Below are 18,790 nucleotides of genomic sequence, written 5' to 3'. Positions count from 1 at the left end.
ATGAAACTCCCGCGCGGGCTTCAATGGCGTGGGGAAATTTTTATGACCAGAAACCTGCTCGCCAGTTTAATTTTCGCCGCGCTCGCACTCTTGACCGCGCTCGGCGCCTCGCCCGCCCTTGCCGACCGCTGCGACGATCTCGCGGGCCAGCTCAAGAGCCAGATCGACGGCCTTGCCGTCGGCAAGACCGCGGCCAATCTGATCTATCTGTCGCATCCCCAGGCCAAGCAAATCACGCTCGGCTGCGCCAGCCGCAACGTCACCAACCAGCTGTTCGTCAAGTCCGACGGCCGCAAGCCGACGCCCGCCTTCGTCGATCTGGTCGCCAGCGCCGCCGCCATCATCTTCACCTTGCCGAAGGACGACCTGCGCAACGGCGCCAGCCGCTGCATCAAGCGGATGGGCCTGATCCACGGCGACGACGTCTCGACGCGCTACCGCCGCCTCGACATGCGCTGCGTCAGGACCAAGACCGACGCCTCGATCACGATCTCGCGCGGCACCGACGAGTGAACTCCCATTAGCCTGCGCCGCCGGTCGTTACCTTTTTAACGGAGATGGAGCTTCCCGTTCACCATCCGGCGGGATCAGCCCCCTCGGGACGCCATATCCACGGTCCGGATTCATAAAGCCTTCGTCTCCGTCTCCGCACAGTCGGCGCAACGAGGTTTTGAGGGCTTCTCCCATGAGCAGCATTTCGAGCATTCCGGCGTCCGCCCCGGTGCAAACGGCTGACTCAAGCCAGTCCAAAACGCCGGATGCGGGCGCCAACGACGAGGCGCGCGCGGCCGCCTCCCAGCCGCCGGTTCTCGCCGCCCTGCCCCCGGGTCAGGGCATGCGGATCGACCAGATCGCCTGAGCGCAAAGACAACCGCAACCCGTCATTGGATTGCCGCCCGTCACTGACGTTGGTGCATCGAGCGCCGCAAGTTCGCCGGAAAATGCCGCCATCATCGCGCGCCCTAAGGGAACCGGCGCTGCCCATGATCGCAAAATTGTTACTGCAAAACCTGATCTGGATCGTCGCGATGGGCGCGATGCTGTTCGTGCCCGCGGGCACGCTGCACTGGGCGGCGGCATGGGTGTTCCTGAGCACCATCGCAATCGTCGGCATCGCAGGCGGCCTGTGGCTGGCGAAGACCGACCCGGCGCTGCTCGCCGAACGCATGCGCCCGACGATGCAGGCCGGCCAGCCCGCTGCCGACAAGATATTCATGCTGGCGTTCGGCCTTGTGGTGCTGATCTGGTTCCTCGCGATCGGGCTCGATGTGCGCTTCCACGGTCCCAGGGTCCCCATCGCACTGCAGGCGCTCGGGCTTTTGATGCTGCTGCTCACCTCCGGCTTCATCATGTGGGTGATGCGGGAAAACTCCTTCGCCGCGCCCGTGATCAAACTGCAGACCGAACGCGGCCATCGCGTCGTCTCCACCGGTCCCTACGCCTGGGTCCGGCACCCCATGTACAGCGGCAGCGTGCTGTTCTTCATCGGCGCGCCGCTGCTTCTGGGTTCGTGGTGGGGCGTGGCGATGGCGCCGCTGTTCGCCGTGCTGTTCGCCATCCGCATCGCAATCGAGGAACGCGCGCTGATCGGCGGCTTGCCGGGCTACGCCGATTACACCGGGCGGGTGCGCTACCGTCTGGTGCCCGGACTTTGGTGAGGGTTATACTGCGGCCAGGCTATCGACGAAACGGATGCTTGACCGATGCCCGACAGCAGAACCTTCACCGGCGGTTGCCATTGCGGCCTGGTGCGCTTCGAATGCACCACCGATCTTGCCATGGTGACCGCGTGCAACTGCTCGATCTGCACCAAGAAGGGCCTGCACTTCGCGTTCCTGTCGCCGGCGAGTTTCCAGCTGCGCGCCGGCGAGGACAATTTGCGGGAATATCTGTTCAACAAGCACGCGATCCGGCACCAGTCCTGCATCGACTGCGGCGTCGAGGTGTTCGCCCGCGGCACCAAGCCCGACGGCACCGCGGTGGTGGCGCTCAACGTCAGCTGCATCGACGGCATCGAACTGGCGAAACTGGCGATGACGCCGATCGATGGACGGCACAGGTAGCTTCACAACTTGCCGTCATTCCGGGGCGCGCGATAGCGCGAACCCGGAATCTCGAGATTCCGGGTTCGATGCTGCGCATCGCCCCGGAATGACGAAGGTTAAGTATCCAGCTCCTTGTAATGCCGGAAAATGCCGTCCTCGTTGAAGGCGATGCGCCGCTCGCTGGCGAGATAGGCCTTGATGCGGGGTCTTGCCGCGACGCGGTCGTGCAGACCGACCAGGCCGGGAATCCTGCGCTCGAACGCCTTCATGCGCCGTGGAAACGCGTAGCGCAGCCCGTCGACGATCTGGAACAGCGAGAGATCGACATAGGTCAGCCGGCGGCCGGTGAGCCAGGCGCCGCCGCTGCCCTTGAGCAGGTCTTCGAAGTAGCCCAGATATTTCGGCACGCGTTGGCCGAGGAATTCCTCGGTGCGTTTCCTCGCCGGTCCGCGCTGGTCCTCGTAATACAGCGACGGTCCGAGCGGATGATGGGTGTCGTGCACTTCCACCACGAAATCGGTCACCGTGAGCTGCAGCTGGTGCAGCCACAATCGTCCCGCTTCGGCCTTCGGCGACAACCCGTGGCGCGGGCCGAGCCAGAGCAGGATGTTGGCGGTCTGCCCGATCACGAGCTTGCCGGCCTTGAGAAAGGGAGGCGCGAACGGCGGCTTGTCGCCACTCTCCATCATCCGCATCATCGCAGGCGTGCCGCGCTCTCGCGCGACATCGGCATAGGCGGCGCCGGCCTCCTCCAGCGCGAGGCGGACGAATTCGCCGCGGCCCTGGATGGAGGGCCAGTAATAGAGTTCGTAGCGCATATCGCGCCCCCAGGTTCGTTGCACAGCGTTAACGAAGGATTAGTGCATTGGTTCGGGGCCCGCATAAAGGGGCGTTCCATCGCCTGCCGCTTACAAAGTTTCAACGCTGTTTGCCGAACTGCGCGTTCCTTCAAGCCCCTAGGGCAACCCTTTAACGCTCCGGTGCGTAGCTTTCGGCACCGGAGAAACAGGCATGCCGCCAGCGACTGCATTCGCCTTCGCCTATCACCAGCTGCTCGTCGTCGTCGCAGGCCTGGTGTGCCTGTTCGGCACCTGGATCGGCATGCGGCATTTCGCGCGCGCCCGCGCGACCGAAGGGGCGACCCGCTACGGCTGGCTGTTCATGGCCTCGGTCGGCACCGGCGCGGCCTTGTGGGCTTCGACCTTCATCTCCATCCTCGCGCTCGACCCGCAGCTCGTCAGCGGATTCGAGCCGGTTAAGACCGCCGCCGTGCTGATAATCGCCATCCTATCCTGCCGCGTCGGCTTCGACATCGGCAGCCGGCATTTTACGCTGGCCCCCGAGCTCGGCGGGCTGGTGATGGGAACGGGCATCCTGGTGATGCACTTCATCGGGCTGAAGGCCTGGCACGTCGCCGGCACCACGCAGTGGGACGCCTATGGCGTCGTCATGACATTCGTGCTCGGCCTGGGCTTGAGCGCGCTCGCGGTCAACCGCGCCAACCGGCCGGTGACGCGCTGGTGCCGCCATGGCGCGGCGATCGTGCTGGCGTTCATGATCTGCGCCATGCATTACGCGCTGACGGCATCCGCGACCGCCGTCCCTGACGCATCGGTCGCACTGCCGCCCTATTTGATCCCAGCGGATATGCTGGCGGCCGCCCTGCTCGGCGCCGTTCTTCTGGTGATGGGCAGCGGGTTTTCGACCTATGTGATCGACCTGCACGTGCGCACGGAATCGGCCGATCGCATTCATCAGCTGTCGTTCAACGATACCATGACCGGGCTGCCCAACCGCATCGCCTTCAACGAGCGGCTGGCTTTCGATGCCTCGGAGGCGCACGAGAAGGCGCACAAGCTCGCCGCGTTCTCGATCGACCTCGACGGTTTCAAGGACGTCAACGACGTGTTCGGCCACGGCGCCGGCGACCTGCTGCTGATCGAGGTGGCGGATCGGATGCGCCGCGTGCTCGCCGCAGGCGAATTCCTCGCCCGCCAGAGCGGCGATGAATTTCTGGGACTGCAGATGTCCGGCAACCATCCGCAGGACGCGCAGGCCTTCGCCGAACGCATCGCCGGCGTATTGGCGCAACCTTTCCAGATCCAGGGCCAGCCGGTCACCCTCACCGCCTCGATCGGATATTCGATCTTTCCGATCGACACCCCGGAGCGCGACCAGATCCTGAGCAACGCCAAGCTCGCGATGCACCGGGGCAAGAGCAGACAGCGCGGCTCGATCTGCATGTACGAGCGCGCCATGGACGATACCGCTCGCGCCCGCCGCGCGCTGGCGCGCGACCTGCAGACCGCCGTCGAACGCAGTGAGCTGGAACTGCATTATCAGCTGCAGACCTCGCTCGGCGACGGCCGCATCTGCGGCGCCGAGGCGCTGATGCGCTGGCGCCATCCGAAGCGCGGCATGATCTCGCCGGCGGAATTCATCCCGCTCGCCGAGGAAACCGAGGCGATCGTCGCGATGGGCGAGTGGGCGCTGCGCACCGCCTGCCGCGATGCCGCCCAGGGCAAAATTCCCGGCACTGTCGCGGTCAACCTGTCGCCGGTGCAGTTTTCCCGCGACGATCTGGCGGAAATGATCCACGCGATCCTGCTGGAAGCCGGCCTGCCGCCGCGGCGGCTCGAGGTCGAGGTCACCGAATCGACCGTGATGTCCGACCAGAGCCGTGGGCTGCACATCCTGCGCAAGCTGAAGGCGATGGGGATATCGGTGGCGATGGACGATTTCGGCACTGGCTATTCGTCGCTGTCGACGCTGCACGCCTTCCCCTTCGACAAGATCAAGCTCGACCAGTCGTTCGTGAAGCGGCTGCCGAACGACGCCGCAGCAGCCGCGATCGTGCGCACCGTGCTGGCGCTCGGCGACAGCCTGCGCATGCCAGTATTGGCCGAAGGCATCGAGACCGAAGCGCAATGGCAATTTCTCGCCCGCGAAGGCTGCGCCAAGGGCCAGGGCTATCTATTCGCAAAACCCGCAGCCCTCGCCCAATTGCCGGCGGCGATCGAGGCGGCCGCCCGCTTCGTCCGCGATGACGCTGCGCCATCGGTCACGGAAACCGCCCGCGCGACGGCGGCGGCTTAGCCGGATCACTCTGGCTTCATGCCCGTCGACTTCACCACCTTGCCCCACTTCTCGGTTTCCCCGGCGATGAATTTGCCGAACTCGTCGGGGGTGCCCGTGAGCGGCTCGCCGCCGATATCGGCAAACCGCGACTTCATTTTCGCATCGGCAAACGCGGCGTTGATCTCCCGGTTGAGCGTCGCGACGATATCGGCTGATGTTTTCGCGGGCGCGCCGAGCCCATACCACTGGCTCGACTCGTAGCCCGGCACGAAATCTCCGACCGGCGGCAGGTCCGGCAACATCGCGATCCGCGACGCCGTGGTCACCGCCAGCGCGCGCAGCTTGCCGGTGGCGATATAGTCCGACGTCCCCGGCGTGGTCGCGAACAGCACCTGCACCTGCCCGCCGAGCAGGTCGGTGAGCGCCGGCCCCTGGCCGCGATACGGCACGTGCACCATCTTGACGCCGGCCATCACGTTGAACAGTTCGCCCGCCATATGCGGCGCGCTGCCGAAGCCGGCCGAAGCCATGTTGACCTTGCCCGGACTGGCTTTGGCATAGGCGATCAGTTCGGGAACCGTTTTGGCCGGCACGGACGGATGCAGCAGGATGACCATCGGCACGCGGATGATGCCGCCGACGGGTGCGATGTCGCGGATGAAATCGAAATTGAGATTGTCGTAGAGCGTCGCGTTGACCGCATTGGGGACGGTAGAGAGCAGCAGCGTGTAGCCGTCGGGTGCCGCATGCACGACGGCCTCGGTGCCGATATTGCCGCCGGCCCCCGGCCGGTTCTCGACGATGAAGGACTGCCCAAGCCGCTCGGAAAGCCACTGGCCGATCAGGCGCGCGGTGATGTCGACCCCGCCGCCGGCGGCAAAACCGGCGACGATGTGCACCGGCCGCGCCGGATAAGTGTCCGCCGATGCCGGCTGTGTCAGCGCTGGAGCCGCGACAACGCCGCCTGCGAGTTTGAGGAATGTTCGACGGAGAAGATCCATATTGCCCCCTTTTTGGTGGCAGCCGTTCTATCCCGTTTCGCGAGAGCGAAGTAGAGCCTGGTCTGGCGTCGATCTCTATCTGGCCTGTGACGCATCCTGCGGTCGCAGGCTTCGTTGAAGAAACCGCACCGCCTCAGTGATCGATTGGGCCCGAACCGCCGCATCAAATCCCATCGAATAGCCGGGTGCTGCAGCGACGCACGCGCCGAAGGCGGCCGGGTCGAAGGGCTTCGCCTCGCCGTCGATCAGCAAAGCCACGCGCTTCGGCCCGAGCAGGATGAGCGGACACTCTTTCGTACTGACGAAGTTCGGGTAGAAGCGCGCGGGGCCGGCGTCGGGAACCGTCCATGCATGGTACGCGCCCGGATAGATCATCGTTTCGATCGGGGCCGGAGCCCCCGCGGCGCGCGCGTAGGCCAGATAACTCTCGATCTTTGTCACCGGCAGATTGTCGTCTTTCCCGCCGAGCAGCATCAGTACCGGCGCACTGGTATACGCGCCGGGTTCGGCGATCGCGCCAAAAGTCCCGCCGGGATAGAACGCGACGTGCGCGACAAACCGGCCCGGTCCGGGATTGAGCGCCGATCGCAGCGTCTCGAATGCCGCGAGATGCGCCACTTCAGCGCCGTACGAGAAGCCGATGATAGCAATGCGGTCGGCGTCGATCCGCTTCTCGCCCGAAAGAAGCTGCAGCGCGGCGTATGCATCTGCGACGCCAACCGTCAGATAGCCTGGTGATCCCTGCAGGGCAGCGCCCGTGGTCCCGCGCGCGGCAAAACTGTCATAGGTCAATGTGGCGAAGCCTGCCTTGCGCAATTCGGCCGCGACATAGCCTTCGTTGGTGTCACGATAGCCGCCGATGGCGTGAACGACGATCACGGCGGGATAACGATCCCTCGTCTGTTCGGGAAAGCCGAGCGAGGCCGTAACCGTCACGGCTCCGGCCTCAGCCTCTCGCGCCAGAAGCCGGCGCATGTCGCTGTAGGTGGAAGATTGAAACGTGACCGTGGTCATGCCGGCTTGAGATTTTTGGCAGTGCCCAGTCGCTGTTCCATAGGCGATCGTCGCCACCAGGACGCATAACATCTGGTACATGCAAACCCCCTTCGCTTTGCCACGATCGGGGCACCCGCCGGCCGATCGAATTATGGGTTCACGTCCTGAAATTTGTAGTTCCAGCCGATCCATGCGCAGAGGCCGCGGCCCATCACATCGGAAAGATCTTCGCCCTTCAGCCACGGCAGTTCTTCGGTGAAGAATGTCACGCATTGCCGGTAGCTGCAGGGCATGCGGGTGATGTCGGTGCCCCAGAAGAACCGCTTCGGGCCGAACGCATCGAAGATGCGGTGCAATCCGTCCTGGATGTTGCGAAACGGATAAGGCTCTGTGGAATAATGCGGCGCGCCGGTCGCCTTGACCGCGACGTTGGGCAATTTGGCGAGCGCCACCAGTTCATCGAGACGGATGAAGGCCTCGGCATCCTGGCCGTGCCGGTTGAGCCCGCAATGATCGACGATCATCCGCAGATGAGGATGGCGTTCGGCGATCTCGCGAAATTTCGGCAGGAACAACCCGCCCATCATCGCGATCGGCAGGCCCTCCTTCTCGGCGGCCGGCCACAGCCATTCAAGCGTGCCGGCGTGCAGCCACTTCTGGTGCTCCTCCGACAGCAAGGGCCAGCGCAGGCCTACCATGCCCGGCTGGTTGCGCCAGCCCTGAATGCGTCCGCGCTGCTCGGGATCGTCGAGCGCAAACTGACCCATGACGGCGAAACGATCCGGGTATTTCCGTGCCGCCTCGACCGCCAGCGCATTGGAATCGGGGTCCCAGCTGCGCGGCGGGTGGATCAGCGCGGCGTCCACGCCGGCCTCGTCCATCTCCTTCAGCAATTCCTCGGCCGTGAAGCTCGAGACCTTGCGATGCAGGCCGGAAGGTGGCGTGACCACCTTCGACCAGATGTGGACCTGCGCATCGATGATCTTCATGCGTCAGTTCGCCGCGAAGCAATAAAGCAGGCCGTCGCCGCCGGTGCTCCTGAGGTCGTTCTGCGAACAGCCGCCGTCCGGCCCGCGCGAGGGATGCGAGGAGTTCCAGGAACGCGAGGCATCGTCATCGCGCAGGCCGATGCGGTCGGCATGGCCCAGCATCGCCGCGCCTTTGGCGCTGCTGGTCCAGTTCCCGCAGGTACGGTCGGCGCCCGCAGGGAAAGCCGTGCCGTCGGGCTGCGATCCCGTCAGGATGTCGTGGCGGTTGGGCGTATCGCCACGGCCATTATTGACGTCTCCCTTCTCGGTCAGCGCCGTCTGTTTGGTCAGATTGTTGGCGCCGTGCAATTCGGCGACATCCTTGGCGACCACCACGCCCTTTGAATTCTGCCACGGCCCCTTGCCGATGCGGTCGCGGGCATTGACGGCAGGCTGACCCTCGGCTTCCTGGGTCGAAAGATAGGCGCGCCAGGTCTTGCCGCCTGCGCCGGCGGCCTGCGCCAGGCTCTCGCAATGCTTGTCGGCGCCGGCGAGCCCGCCGAGATCGCCGCCATTGCCGATGCCGATCGAGCTCACGAAGAAGCTGGTGTCGGCCGATTGCGCCTGCGCCGGCAGGGCCGCAAGGCACGCCAACGGGATTGCCAGGCCGAAAAACGCGCGAGAGATGCTGGCGGTAAAAGTGGACATCGATTCCTCCGATTTTGTTTTTTGAACGCGGACGGTCCGCTTGCCTGACATCAACTTGTCCGGGGGGCAGTTTATTCCAGTTTGGCACGTCCACAATGACGACTTCATCGACCATCCATGCAAAAGAAAAAGCGTTGCGAAATCAACCGCAACGCTTTTCCTCTTCATCTTGATCCAAAACTTCAGGTCTGCTGGATCGCCGAGACTTCCCAGTTCGCGCCGCGTGGCCGCACGAAGGTCCACACTTCGGTCGCCTCAGTGGGCGTCTCGCTGCCCTCGACTAGCCGGCCGCTGGTTCGGTCGATCGTCTTGTCGATCATCGAAAACCGCATCGCCACGCTGGCATAGTCGGTATCGCCCTCGCGCCAGGCTTCGGCGAGGTCGCCCTGCAACAGTTTCGTGCCGGACACCTTGTTGACGACGTTGCGGGCCCGGTTCGCCTGCAGATCGCCGGTGAAGTAGGACACCATTTCCGGCGTCGCCAGCGTATGCAGCTTGGCAATATCCTCGTTCGACCACGCGGCCTGGGTATCGCTGAGCAATCGCTCGAACGCCTCATAGTCGGCCGGAACGACTTCGAGCGGCGCGCTGCCCGACCCCAGTCCGAAGCCGGTGGCGGCGCGGAAGCTCGTGGCCGCGCCCGGGCCGGCGGCCGCACCTGCAAAGGCGGTTTCGTGACGGCGCTGCCACCAGGACATCGCCATCCGGACCACGATCACGATCAGGCCGATCTGCAGGATCAGGCCGAAGATCGACGAAAGCCCGCCGAGCCCGCCGAACATGCCGCCGCCGAACAGCATGCCGAACAGGCCCGCGCCGAGGAAGCCCGCGGCGAGGCCGCCGAGCATGCTGCGGCCCGGGCTGTTGAAGAAGCCGCCGCCGGCGGTAGCCGGCGCGCCCAGTCCCGGGCTGCCCGGCTGGGTGATGGTGCGATTGAACGGTTGCGCGGTACCGGGCGCGGTCGAGGTGCTGGGCGGTGCGGAAAAGGTCCGCGCGCCCCGCGAGCCCGAGCTGAAGCCGCCGCCGATCCGGGCGTCGGCCGGCGAGATCGCTGACATCAATGGCAGCGCCAGCGCCAGGGTGACGGCGATCGCCCGGATAATGCCGCGGGCGCGTTGCGTGAGATTCATGGCTAATTCCCTCAAATCCCCGGCAGGGGAAGCGCCTTTAAGGTGGGCAGCCATGCCCAAAAGTGAAGCCATTAAAGGGAATAGCGGCTGCGGCCCTCGGTCGCGGGGATGCGGCAATTGCGTCGTTCGGCGGCCGTTTCCCGGGCACAGTGCATCACATTCGGGTTCGCGGGTCGCGCGGCCCGAATGTGGTACGCTGCAGACCCGGGATCCAGACCGCAACAGGTCCCGGCTCTGCGGCGCACCGTGAAGAACGCTGCGCCGCGTCCGGGACACCAAGCTAAGACGGCGCCATGGTCTCCTTCACCGCCGCCACCAGCTGGCTCAGCGTGAACGGCTTTGGCAGGAACGCGAATTGCTGGTTCTCCGGCAGGCTCTTCTCGAAGGCGTCCTCGGCATAGCCGGACACGAAGATGATCTTGAGGTCGGGGTTGCGGCCGCGCATCGCTTTGAGGAGCGTCGGCCCGTCCATTTCCGGCATCACCACGTCGGAGACCACGAGATCGACGGCGCCGTTCTTTTCTTCCAGCGCCTCCAGCGCCTCGACGCCGTTGGAGGCCTCGATCACGCTGTAGCCGCGCGAGCGCAGGCCGCGGGCGTTCAGCGAACGCAGGCCCTCTTCGTCCTCGACCAACAGGATGGTGCCCTGGCCGGTGAGATCGGTCCTTGGCCTGGTTTCCGCCGGCGCTTCCCTGGCTGCACCGTTCGCCACGCCGTTCACCACATGGGCCTCGGGTGCAGTCTCGAGCTCGGGATGATGCCGCGGCAGGAAGATGTGGAACGAGGTGCCCTGCCCGGCCTCGCTGTCGACATAGATGAAGCCGCCGGTCTGCTTGACGATGCCGTACACCGTCGACAGCCCGAGGCCGGTGCCCTTGCCGACCTCCTTGGTCGAGAAGAACGGCTCAAAAATCTTGTCGACGATGTCGGCGGGGATTCCGGTGCCGGTGTCGGATATGTCAATCCGCACATAATCCGCCGCCGGCATGCCCTTGTAGGCGAGTTGCGCCGCCTCTACCGAGGTGACGTTGGCGGTCTTGACCGTCAGCTTGCCGCCATCGGCCATCGCGTCGCGGGCGTTGACCGCGAGGTTGACGATGACCTGCTCGAACTGCGAGACGTCGACCTTCACCGGCCACAGGTCGCGGCCGTGCACCAGGTCGAGCTTCACCTTTTCGCCGATCAGCCGGCGCAACAGCATGGTGAGGTCGGATAAGGCATCGCCGAGGTCGAGCACCTGCGGCCGCAGGGTCTGGCGGCGCGAGAAGGCCAGGAGCTGCCGCACCAGCGTCGCCGCGCGGGTTGCGTTCTGCTTGATCTGCATGATGTCCTGGAACGACGGGTCGGTCGGCTTGTGCGCGTTCAAAAGGAAGTCGTTGGCCATCATGATGGCGGACAGCACGTTGTTGAAGTCATGGGCAATGCCGCCGGCGAGTTGGCCGACCATGTCCATCTTTTGCGACTGGTTGATCTGGTTCTCCAGCGCCCGCCGCTCGGTGGTCTCCAGCAGATAGACGATGGCGGCCTCGGTCTCGCGTTCGTCCTCCTCGACTGCGGTTACGAAGAACTGCCCCCAGCGCTCCTTGGGCCCGTCGAGCATCACCTCGACGGGAGCAATATCGCCCTGGCCTTCCGCCGCCTGGTTGATGGCCGCGATCAGCAGATGGCGGTCGCGCCCGCTCACCGCCCGGAAGATCGACTTGGCGGCGACGCCATCGCCGCTCAGCCCCTGCGCCAGTTTCGCATAGCGGGCATTGGCGCGGACCACGACGCCGCCGCGGTCGACGGTGGCGATCGCCATCGGGGTGTGGTCGAAGAAGCGCATGAAGCGGACTTCGGCGGCGCGCTGCGGGTCGGCGCGCTCGTCGCGCGCGCGGTTGATCACGAGCGTGCGTGAGGCGCCGGGCACGCCGTCGGCGCCGAAAGCGAGCTTGTGATAGAGCCGCGCCGGCATGGTCTTGCCGCCGCGCATCCGAAGGTCGATGTCGAACACCTCGGTCTTGACTTCGCCCGGCACCGCGACGATCGACGTCAATAGCGCCGCACCGTCGCCGGACACGATGTCGGTCAGCTTCAGCCCGCCCGAGCCGATCTCGGCGAGGTCATGGTCGAGCCAGTTCGCCAGCGTGGCGTTGACATAGACGATGTCTCCGGCTGGATTGACCGAGAAGAAGCCGCACGGCGCGTGGTCGAGATATTCGATGGCGTGCTGCAGTTCCTGGAACACGTCCTCCTGCCGCTCGCGGTCGCGGGTGATGTCGGCGATCGACCACACCGCGTATTTGGCCTCGCGCCTGCTCTGGCCGAGCGGGCGGACCCGCATCCGCAGCCAGCGGCCGTGCTCGCCGTCCTGGCCGGCGATACGGACCTCTTCCTGCTGCCGCTTGCCCTCGCGCGCCGCCTTGAGCAGGCGAAACACCGCTTCCGAGACATCGGGGTTGCCGATGAACACCCGTTCCACCGGGCGCACGTCCTGCGCGCCCGCGGCCCCCGTCAGCACCAGATAGGCCGCGTTGGAATAGACCACATGCCCGCTGGAATCGGTGACCGCAAGCCCGTCATAGGCCTGATCGGCGATCCGGCCCTTGACCGGATCGTCGGTGGCGCGGTCGGCGAAGCGGACGATGCCCGCGGCGAAGGCGAACAGGTTGAACAGCCCGACCATGGCGAGCAGCGCCAACAGGCCGAGGATATAGGGCTGCGCCTGCGCCCGCCCGATGGTCATCAGCGCCACCGCCGCCGCGACGATGCCGCCGGCCACCAGCAGCACCAGCACGATGGAACCGCCGCGCCGCGCCGGCTCGGGGGCGGCCATCGGCTCAGGGGACGGATCGGTGTCGGGTGCGGCGGTCATGGCGGCGGGCGCGGCCTGTCTGGTCGGACGTGGCGCGCATTCGGCGCCCACTTGACACCTGAGTGCCTGAATCGCACCCGCAAGCGCAAGTCCGCAACCCCGCTATTTCGCTCAAAGCCCGGCATTTCCGGCCCGTTCCACCACGCCAGCCGCTCTATCCTCACGCCCGCCGGTTGAAGACGCCGCGCTTGAGCCCCATCACGTAGCCGATGATCTCGGCGACCGCGTGATAATGTTCCACCGGGATCTCGTCGTCGATCTCCACGGCGGCATACAGCGCGCGTGCCAGCGGCACGTTCTCGACGATCGGGATGTCGTGCTGTTTGGCGATCTCCCGGATCTTGAGCGCCAGCGTGTCGACGCCCTTGGCGACGCAGACCGGCGCCTGCATGCCGCGTTCGTAGGACAGCGCCACCGAATAGTGGGTCGGGTTGGTGATGATCACGGAGGCCTTGGGGACCGCCGCCATCATGCGCTTCTTCATCCGCGCCTGGCGCAGTTGCCGGAGCTTGCCCTTGACGTGCGGATCGCCTTCGGACTGCTTGAACTCCTCCTTCATTTCCTGCAGCGACATCTTCTGCCGCTCGTACCATTGGCGGTACTGGAACAAATAATCCGCGATCGCGACCACCGCGAGCATCGCCACCACCGCGCCCAGCAGGTGCACGATCAGGCTCGTGGTGGCGCTCAGAATCATGCCGGGGCTGAAGTGCATGAAGGATTCCAGCCGCAGACGCTCCGGCCACAGGATCATCGTCATCACGCCGCCCAGCGCGATCACCTTGAACAGCCCCTTGCCGAAATTCGCCGCCGCCTGCTTGCCGAAGACGCGCTTGGCGCCGGCGCCCGGCGAGATCTTGCTGAACTTCGGCTTCAGCGATTCGCCCGACCATACCAGGCGGTGCTGCACCAGGTTGCCGGCGAACGCCGCCAGCACCAGCATCAAAAGCGGCACGCCGAGCGCGGCCAGCATTGCATATCCGAGCGATTGCGCCAGCGCCAGCAGGCCCGGCCCGTCGGCGCGGATCATCCAGGAATTGGCGATCAGGTTGCGCAGCGGCATCAGAATCCCGCCGCCCGCTGATCCGGAAAAGGTCGACAGCACCAGCGTGGCGGCCGATATCATGAACCAGGTGTTGATTTCCTGGCTCTTGACCACATCGCCGCGCTCGTGCGCTTCATCGAGCCGTTTTTGCGTAGGGTCTTCTGTTTTGTCGGATGAGTCGTTCTCGTCGGCCATCTCTTAGGGAGCCTTCAGTTGAGCGGGATCATCTCGTGCATGACGCCTATGAAATAATCGAGGAAGGTTCCCATCAGCGCCGAGATGACGAGGGCGAAGATCAGGAAGCCCGCGAGAATCGCCAAGGGCACGCCGACGAAATAGACCTGCATCTGCGGCATCAGCCGCGCCAGTACGCCAAGCCCGATGTTGAAGACCAGGCCGAACACCAGAAACGGCGCCGACAGCTCCAGACCGATCTTGAAGGCGGCGGCGAAGGCGCGGGTGGCAAGCGCGGCGATGTCGCCGCTCGACATGGTCTCGCCCGGCGAAAAGATCGAATAACTGTCGCTGAGGGCTGCAATCACCAGATGATGGCTATCGGTCGCAAACAGCAGCGTCACGCCGAGAAGCGTGAGAAAATTTCCGATCAGCACGCCCTGCTGGCCCTGGGTGGTCGGATCGACGGAGGTGGCAAATCCGAGACCCATCTGCTGGGCGATCACCGCGCCCGCGACCTGCAGCGCCGAAAGCGTCACCCGCGCGGTGGCCCCCAGCACGATGCCGATGACGATCTCGCGCAGCATCAACACCAACAGCGGCGTCAGCGAGCCCATGTCGACATGGTAGGCGTCGCGGTGCAGCGGCAGGATGATCAGGGTCAGCAGCAGCGCGATCGCAAGCTTGATGTTGACGGGAATGTTGGTCTCGCCCAGTCCCGGCAGCAGCATCACCATGGCGCCGACGCGGGCGAATACCAGCATGAAGGCGGCGGCGAGCGCGGGCAGCATTGAAATATCGATGCGCATGGCTCACGCATAGTGCATCAGCCGCCTATGATTCGCGACGATATCCGCATCATCTCGGCGTGAAGCGCGTCCGCCATGAACGGCAGGGCGAGCAGCAGCGTGATGAAGATCGCAAGGATCTTCGGCACGAACACCAAGGTCTGTTCCTGGATTTGCGTCAACGCCTGGAACAGCGACACCACGACGCCGACCACAAGCCCAACTACCATCAGCGGCGACGACACCACCACGATGGTCCAGATCGCATCGCGCGCCACGTCGAGGGTTTCAGCACCGGTCATTTCAACTCCTGACTCATCTTGTTTGTTTCGTCATTCCGAGGCGCGCGAATGGCGAGTGGCGGATAGCGAATGGATTCCAGAACTGTTCGTCACCATCCTCCCTATTCGCCATTTTCTATTCGCAATTCGCCATCTTCAGATCGGCATCTTCATGATATCTTCGTAGGACTGGATCACCTTGTCGCGAACCGATACCAGCGTCGAGACCGCGACGTCGGTTTCGGCCACCGCCGTCACCACGTCCATGACGTTGGCCTTGCCCTGCGCCATCGCGACGGTCTGCGCGTCGGACTTCTTGCCGGCCTCGAGGACAGAGCCGATCGCATCCTTGAGCAGCGCGCCGAACGACGGGCCGCCGCCGGCGTCGGGGCCCTTGCCGGCGCCGCCGGTATCGAGGATGCGGGCGAGGTTGGCGTAGGCGTTGGCGGCGACTGTCGGTGAAGCCATGGTCAAAACTTTCCTGTTCAGGCCTTGAGGATGTCGAGTGTGCGCTGGATCATCCGGCGCGTCGCCGAGATGATGTTGAGGTTAGCCTCGTAGGATCGCTGCGCGTCGCGCATGTCGGTCATTTCGATCAGCGGGTTGACGTTCGGATATTTGACGTTGCCGGCGGCGTCGGCGGCCGGATTGGAGGGTTCGTGCTTGACGCGGAACGCCGACGAATCCGGAATCACCTTGCCGAGCGCCACGACCCTGGCATCGAGGCTGCGGTCGAGTTCGGAGGAAAAGGTCGGCACCTTGCGGCGATAGGGATCGCCGCCGGCGCTCGCCGAGGTGGAATCCGCATTGGCGATGTTTTCCGAGATCACCCGCATCCGGCCCGCCTGGGCGCGCAGGCCCGAGGTGGCGATGCTCATCGAGCGGGCGAAATCGCTTGCATCGCTGGCGTTGGTCATGGTCTCGCGTCCTTAGCTATTTGCCGATCGCGGTTTTCAAAAGTTGCAAGCTCTTGCTGTAGAGCGAGGTGACCGCCGCATAGTCCATCTGGTTGGCGCTCGACTTCATCATCTCGTCTTCGAGATTGACGGCATTGCCGGCGGGCCTCGTCTCGAAGCCGGCCTTGCGATTCTGGTCGAAGCTGTCTGCAGCCCCGCCGGCGGGCGCGATATGCGAGCTGCTGGTGCGCAGCATCGCCAGCGCTCCCATCGAGCCCGTGGTGGCGCCGGCCTTGTCGAATTTCGGTTCGACCAGATCGCGCGGCCTGAAATTCGGCGTGTCGGAGTTGGCGACGTTCTCGGAGAGCACGCGCTGACGCTCCTGATGCCATTGCATCTTGGTGCGCAGCACCGACAACACCGGAAGATCGCTGATGGACATCGAGAGCCGCTCCGCTTGCCCTCGCCGGGCAAGACGCCGCTTGGGGTAGGCAGAATTTGCCGCGTGTATGGTTAACAACGGGTTAAGACGCGCCGGCGAGTCGCAGGCACATCCACGGCCGATTCGCGCGCCCAAACATCAATTGTGCGCATTTTCGCCACGAATGCTGCGTTAACCAATGAAAATCTCGGAAGCCGAAAACCCAAGAAGTCGTTTTGGCCCAGCCGATTCATAGGTTATTAAGAGTGAGGTCGCGGCAGTTTCTGCCGCGGGGTGTTAAGAACTCGCCGTCGGTTGCGTCGCGTGCCGGCTGCGACGAACGAGAGACCTGAAGAAAACCGCGATCTGCCGGGGACAAGCATGAATTACGGCCTTTTCATCTTCGCATTCGCCGGCGTTCTGGCACTGATCGGCGGCGTCGCGTGGCTCGTTCGTCGATTCGCCGGCAATCGCCTCGGCGCCAACACCGGTCGCGGCCGGATGCCGCGGCTCGCCGTGATCGATGCCGCCGCCGTCGACGGCCGCAGGCGGCTGGTGCTGGTGCGGCGCGACAACATCGAACATCTCCTGATGATCGGCGGCCCGACCGATATCGTCGTGGAAACCAACATCGTGCGCGCGATGCCGGCACGGGATCAGTTGCCGCAACGGCCCGGCGTCGCCGCAGCCGAGCCTCCGCCGCCACGGGTGGCGCCGCTGCCCGACGCCGGCTGGACCGATGGCGACGGACAGCGGGCCGATGCGTTCGATCATGTCGAGCCGCAAATGCCCGAGCCGCCGCCGCGCCCGGCGCGGCCTTCTTTCGCCGACGAAGTGCGCCGCCCGGCGCCGGCGCTGTCGGAACGGCGCAGTGAGCCGTTACGCAGTGAGCCATTGCGCAACGAGCCGTTGCGCAGCGATCCGCTGGCCGGCTTCGCGCCGGAGCCGCTCGGCGGTCCGCTTGGCATTGGCGGCCGTGCGGAGCCGCGGCCCGAACCGCGCGAACCGATGCCGTCGCGCGGCGTGATTTCGCGCAGCGAGCCGGCCATGCCGCGCCCGCAGCGAAGCGAGCCGCCGAAGCCGCCGCCGCTGCGCGCGGAACGACCCGCCGCGCCGCCGCCGCCTTCGGCGACATCGGCCGCCGACCAGAATCTGGCCGAGATGGCGCAGCGGCTGGAAGCAGCCCTGCGCCGGCCGGCCGGCGACGCGCCGCCGGTCGCGCCCGAACCGCCCGCAAGCCGGGCCTCGCGCAGCGAGCCGCCGACCGCCCCGCCGGTTGCCGCGCCTGCGAAGACCGGCTTTGAGAATCTCGAAGACGAGATGGCGTCCTTGCTGGGCCGTCCGAAGACGCCTTCGTGAGGCGCCCGCCTCACCCGCGTAGAGTTTTATTTTTTATCACCCTGATCGCCGCCGGAACGCTCTCGGCTCCGGCGTTGGCGCAGGACATCAGCATCAATCTCGGCGCCGGCAATGGCGGCGTCACCGAGCGCGCGATCCAGCTGATTGCGCTGCTGACGGTGCTGTCGATCGCCCCCTCGATCCTGATCATGATGACGTCGTTCACGCGGATCGTGGTGGTGCTGTCGCTGCTGCGCACCGCATTGGGCACCGCGACCGCGCCGCCGAATTCCGTGATCATCGCGCTGGCGATGTTTCTGACCGCGTTCGTGATGGGGCCGGTGTTGCAGAAATCCTACGACGACGGCATCAAGCCTTTGGTCGCCAACCAGATCAGCGTCGAGGAAGCGCTGCAGCGCGCGGCCGTGCCCCTGCGCGGCTTCATGCAGAAAAACGTCCGCGAGAAGGATTTGAAACTGTTCATGGACCTGTCGGGCGAGCCGCCGCCGGCGACGCCCGAGGACATGTCGCTGCGGATCCTGGTGCCGGCCTTCATGATCTCGGAACTGAAGCGCGCCTTCGAGATCGGTTTCCTGTTGTTCCTGCCGTTCCTGATCATCGACCTCGTGGTCGCCTCGGTGTTGATGTCGATGGGCATGATGATGCTGCCGCCGGTCGTGGTGTCGCTGCCGTTCAAGCTGATCTTCTTCGTGCTGGTCGACGGCTGGTCGCTGGTGGCGGGCAGCCTGGTGCAGAGCTACGGCGGATAGGTCCGGTTCGCGAAATAGCCGAAACCGGGGAACCCGGCTCGACATTGCGCAATAACCGTCGCTCGACATACAATCGGCAGAGGGGGGCCAGGCGCAGCATCGCGCGGTGCCCGGGCTCGGGGGGACCGCGCGTGACAAGGCCGATGAGATCGACTGTGGGCGCGGCCGCGGTGTTGGCGCTGCTTCTTTCCAGCGCAGCACTGGCGCAGGCGCCGGCAACCAGTTCGCCGACGTCGCCCGACGGATTCCCGGCATGGGCCTATCCGTGGGCGCCGGATTTCAAGCCGCCAGCCGATG

At 65.2% G+C, this 18,790-nt stretch carries 20 protein-coding genes; 7 read left to right on the top strand and 13 right to left on the bottom strand.

What is annotated here, in order from left to right; all coding sequences use genetic code 11:
• Positions 1–42: 42 nt before the first annotated feature.
• The 4 genes from VK804_RS32865 to VK804_RS32850 all read left to right on the top strand — a co-directional run bounded on the left by VK804_RS32865 (position 43) and on the right by VK804_RS32850 (position 2,063).
• Positions 43–513, top strand: a complete 471-nt coding sequence (locus tag VK804_RS32865) for a hypothetical protein (RefSeq protein ID WP_325752467.1) — start codon at positions 43–45, stop codon at positions 511–513.
• A gap of 172 nt (positions 514–685) precedes the next feature.
• On the top strand, positions 686–859 hold the full coding sequence (locus tag VK804_RS32860) for a hypothetical protein (protein WP_325752466.1): 174 nt from the start codon (positions 686–688) through the stop codon (positions 857–859).
• Between the two features lie 124 nt (positions 860–983).
• Positions 984–1,658, top strand: a complete 675-nt coding sequence (locus VK804_RS32855) for an isoprenylcysteine carboxylmethyltransferase family protein (RefSeq protein ID WP_325752465.1) — start codon at positions 984–986, stop codon at positions 1,656–1,658.
• Between the two features lie 45 nt (positions 1,659–1,703).
• Positions 1,704–2,063 (top strand): GFA family protein, encoded by a 360-nt coding sequence (locus tag VK804_RS32850; RefSeq protein WP_325752464.1) that lies wholly within the window; start codon positions 1,704–1,706, stop codon positions 2,061–2,063.
• Between the two features lie 98 nt (positions 2,064–2,161).
• Here the strand turns inward: VK804_RS32850 and VK804_RS32845 are convergent, their stop codons facing one another.
• Positions 2,162–2,863, bottom strand: a complete 702-nt coding sequence (locus VK804_RS32845) for a glutathione S-transferase (protein ID WP_325752463.1) — start codon at positions 2,861–2,863, stop codon at positions 2,162–2,164.
• 193 nt (positions 2,864–3,056) lie between these two features.
• On the opposite strand from VK804_RS32845, the gene VK804_RS32840 reads away from it, so the two are divergent.
• Positions 3,057–5,141: a putative bifunctional diguanylate cyclase/phosphodiesterase gene (locus VK804_RS32840; protein ID WP_325752462.1), complete on the top strand. Its 2,085-nt coding sequence runs from the start codon at positions 3,057–3,059 to the stop codon at positions 5,139–5,141.
• A 5-nt stretch (positions 5,142–5,146) separates the two neighbouring features.
• Here the strand turns inward: VK804_RS32840 and VK804_RS32835 are convergent, their stop codons facing one another.
• From VK804_RS32835 to flgB, 12 genes are all read right to left on the bottom strand, one after another.
• Positions 5,147–6,124, bottom strand: coding sequence for a tripartite tricarboxylate transporter substrate binding protein (locus VK804_RS32835; protein ID WP_325752461.1), 978 nt, complete (start codon positions 6,122–6,124; stop codon positions 5,147–5,149).
• A gap of 75 nt (positions 6,125–6,199) precedes the next feature.
• The gene (locus VK804_RS32830) at positions 6,200–7,219 is read right to left on the bottom strand and encodes a dienelactone hydrolase family protein (protein WP_325752460.1); all 1,020 of its coding nucleotides are present in this window, start codon (positions 7,217–7,219) and stop codon (positions 6,200–6,202) included.
• Between the two features lie 50 nt (positions 7,220–7,269).
• On the bottom strand, positions 7,270–8,109 hold the full coding sequence (locus VK804_RS32825) for an amidohydrolase family protein (protein WP_325752459.1): 840 nt from the start codon (positions 8,107–8,109) through the stop codon (positions 7,270–7,272).
• Between the two features lie 3 nt (positions 8,110–8,112).
• On the bottom strand, positions 8,113–8,796 hold the full coding sequence (locus VK804_RS32820) for a lectin (RefSeq protein WP_325752458.1): 684 nt from the start codon (positions 8,794–8,796) through the stop codon (positions 8,113–8,115).
• A gap of 182 nt (positions 8,797–8,978) precedes the next feature.
• Entirely contained in the window at positions 8,979–9,926 is a 948-nt protein-coding gene (locus tag VK804_RS32815) for a TIM44-like domain-containing protein (protein ID WP_325752457.1), read from the bottom strand.
• A 280-nt stretch (positions 9,927–10,206) separates the two neighbouring features.
• Positions 10,207–12,780 (bottom strand): cell cycle histidine kinase CckA, encoded by a 2,574-nt coding sequence (cckA, locus tag VK804_RS32810; RefSeq protein ID WP_325752456.1) that lies wholly within the window; start codon positions 12,778–12,780, stop codon positions 10,207–10,209.
• Between the two features lie 160 nt (positions 12,781–12,940).
• Entirely contained in the window at positions 12,941–14,020 is a 1,080-nt protein-coding gene (flhB, locus tag VK804_RS32805; RefSeq protein WP_325752455.1) for a flagellar biosynthesis protein FlhB, read from the bottom strand.
• Between the two features lie 14 nt (positions 14,021–14,034).
• Positions 14,035–14,808 carry a flagellar biosynthetic protein FliR gene (gene fliR, locus VK804_RS32800; protein WP_325752454.1) on the bottom strand — a complete coding sequence of 258 codons (774 nt, stop codon included), beginning with the start codon at positions 14,806–14,808 and terminating at the stop codon, positions 14,035–14,037.
• Positions 14,809–14,825: 17 nt separating this feature from the next.
• Positions 14,826–15,089, bottom strand: a complete 264-nt coding sequence (gene fliQ, locus VK804_RS32795; protein ID WP_325752453.1) for a flagellar biosynthesis protein FliQ — start codon at positions 15,087–15,089, stop codon at positions 14,826–14,828.
• A 135-nt stretch (positions 15,090–15,224) separates the two neighbouring features.
• Entirely contained in the window at positions 15,225–15,536 is a 312-nt protein-coding gene (gene fliE / locus VK804_RS32790) for a flagellar hook-basal body complex protein FliE (protein ID WP_325752452.1), read from the bottom strand.
• A gap of 17 nt (positions 15,537–15,553) precedes the next feature.
• Entirely contained in the window at positions 15,554–15,985 is a 432-nt protein-coding gene (flgC, locus tag VK804_RS32785) for a flagellar basal body rod protein FlgC (RefSeq protein ID WP_325752451.1), read from the bottom strand.
• A gap of 16 nt (positions 15,986–16,001) precedes the next feature.
• On the bottom strand, positions 16,002–16,406 hold the full coding sequence (flgB, locus tag VK804_RS32780) for a flagellar basal body rod protein FlgB (RefSeq protein ID WP_325752450.1): 405 nt from the start codon (positions 16,404–16,406) through the stop codon (positions 16,002–16,004).
• A 360-nt stretch (positions 16,407–16,766) separates the two neighbouring features.
• Here flgB and VK804_RS32775 point away from each other — a divergent pair, with 360 nt between their 5' ends.
• Both VK804_RS32775 and fliP read left to right on the top strand, forming a co-directional pair.
• Complete coding sequence (locus VK804_RS32775) at positions 16,767–17,744, top strand: flagellar biosynthetic protein FliO (protein WP_325752449.1); 978 nt, start codon at positions 16,767–16,769, stop codon at positions 17,742–17,744.
• A complete protein-coding gene (fliP, locus tag VK804_RS32770; protein ID WP_325752448.1) occupies positions 17,741–18,493 on the top strand; it encodes a flagellar type III secretion system pore protein FliP in 753 nt (250 codons plus the stop codon). Before VK804_RS32775 ends, fliP begins: the two co-directional genes overlap by 4 nt.
• Positions 18,494–18,790: the final 297 nt, after the last annotated feature.

This window comes from Bradyrhizobium sp., assembly GCF_035484855.1.
Classification (GTDB): Bacteria; Pseudomonadota; Alphaproteobacteria; order Rhizobiales; family Xanthobacteraceae; genus Bradyrhizobium.
This window is presented reverse-complemented; position numbering and strand designations above follow the sequence as displayed.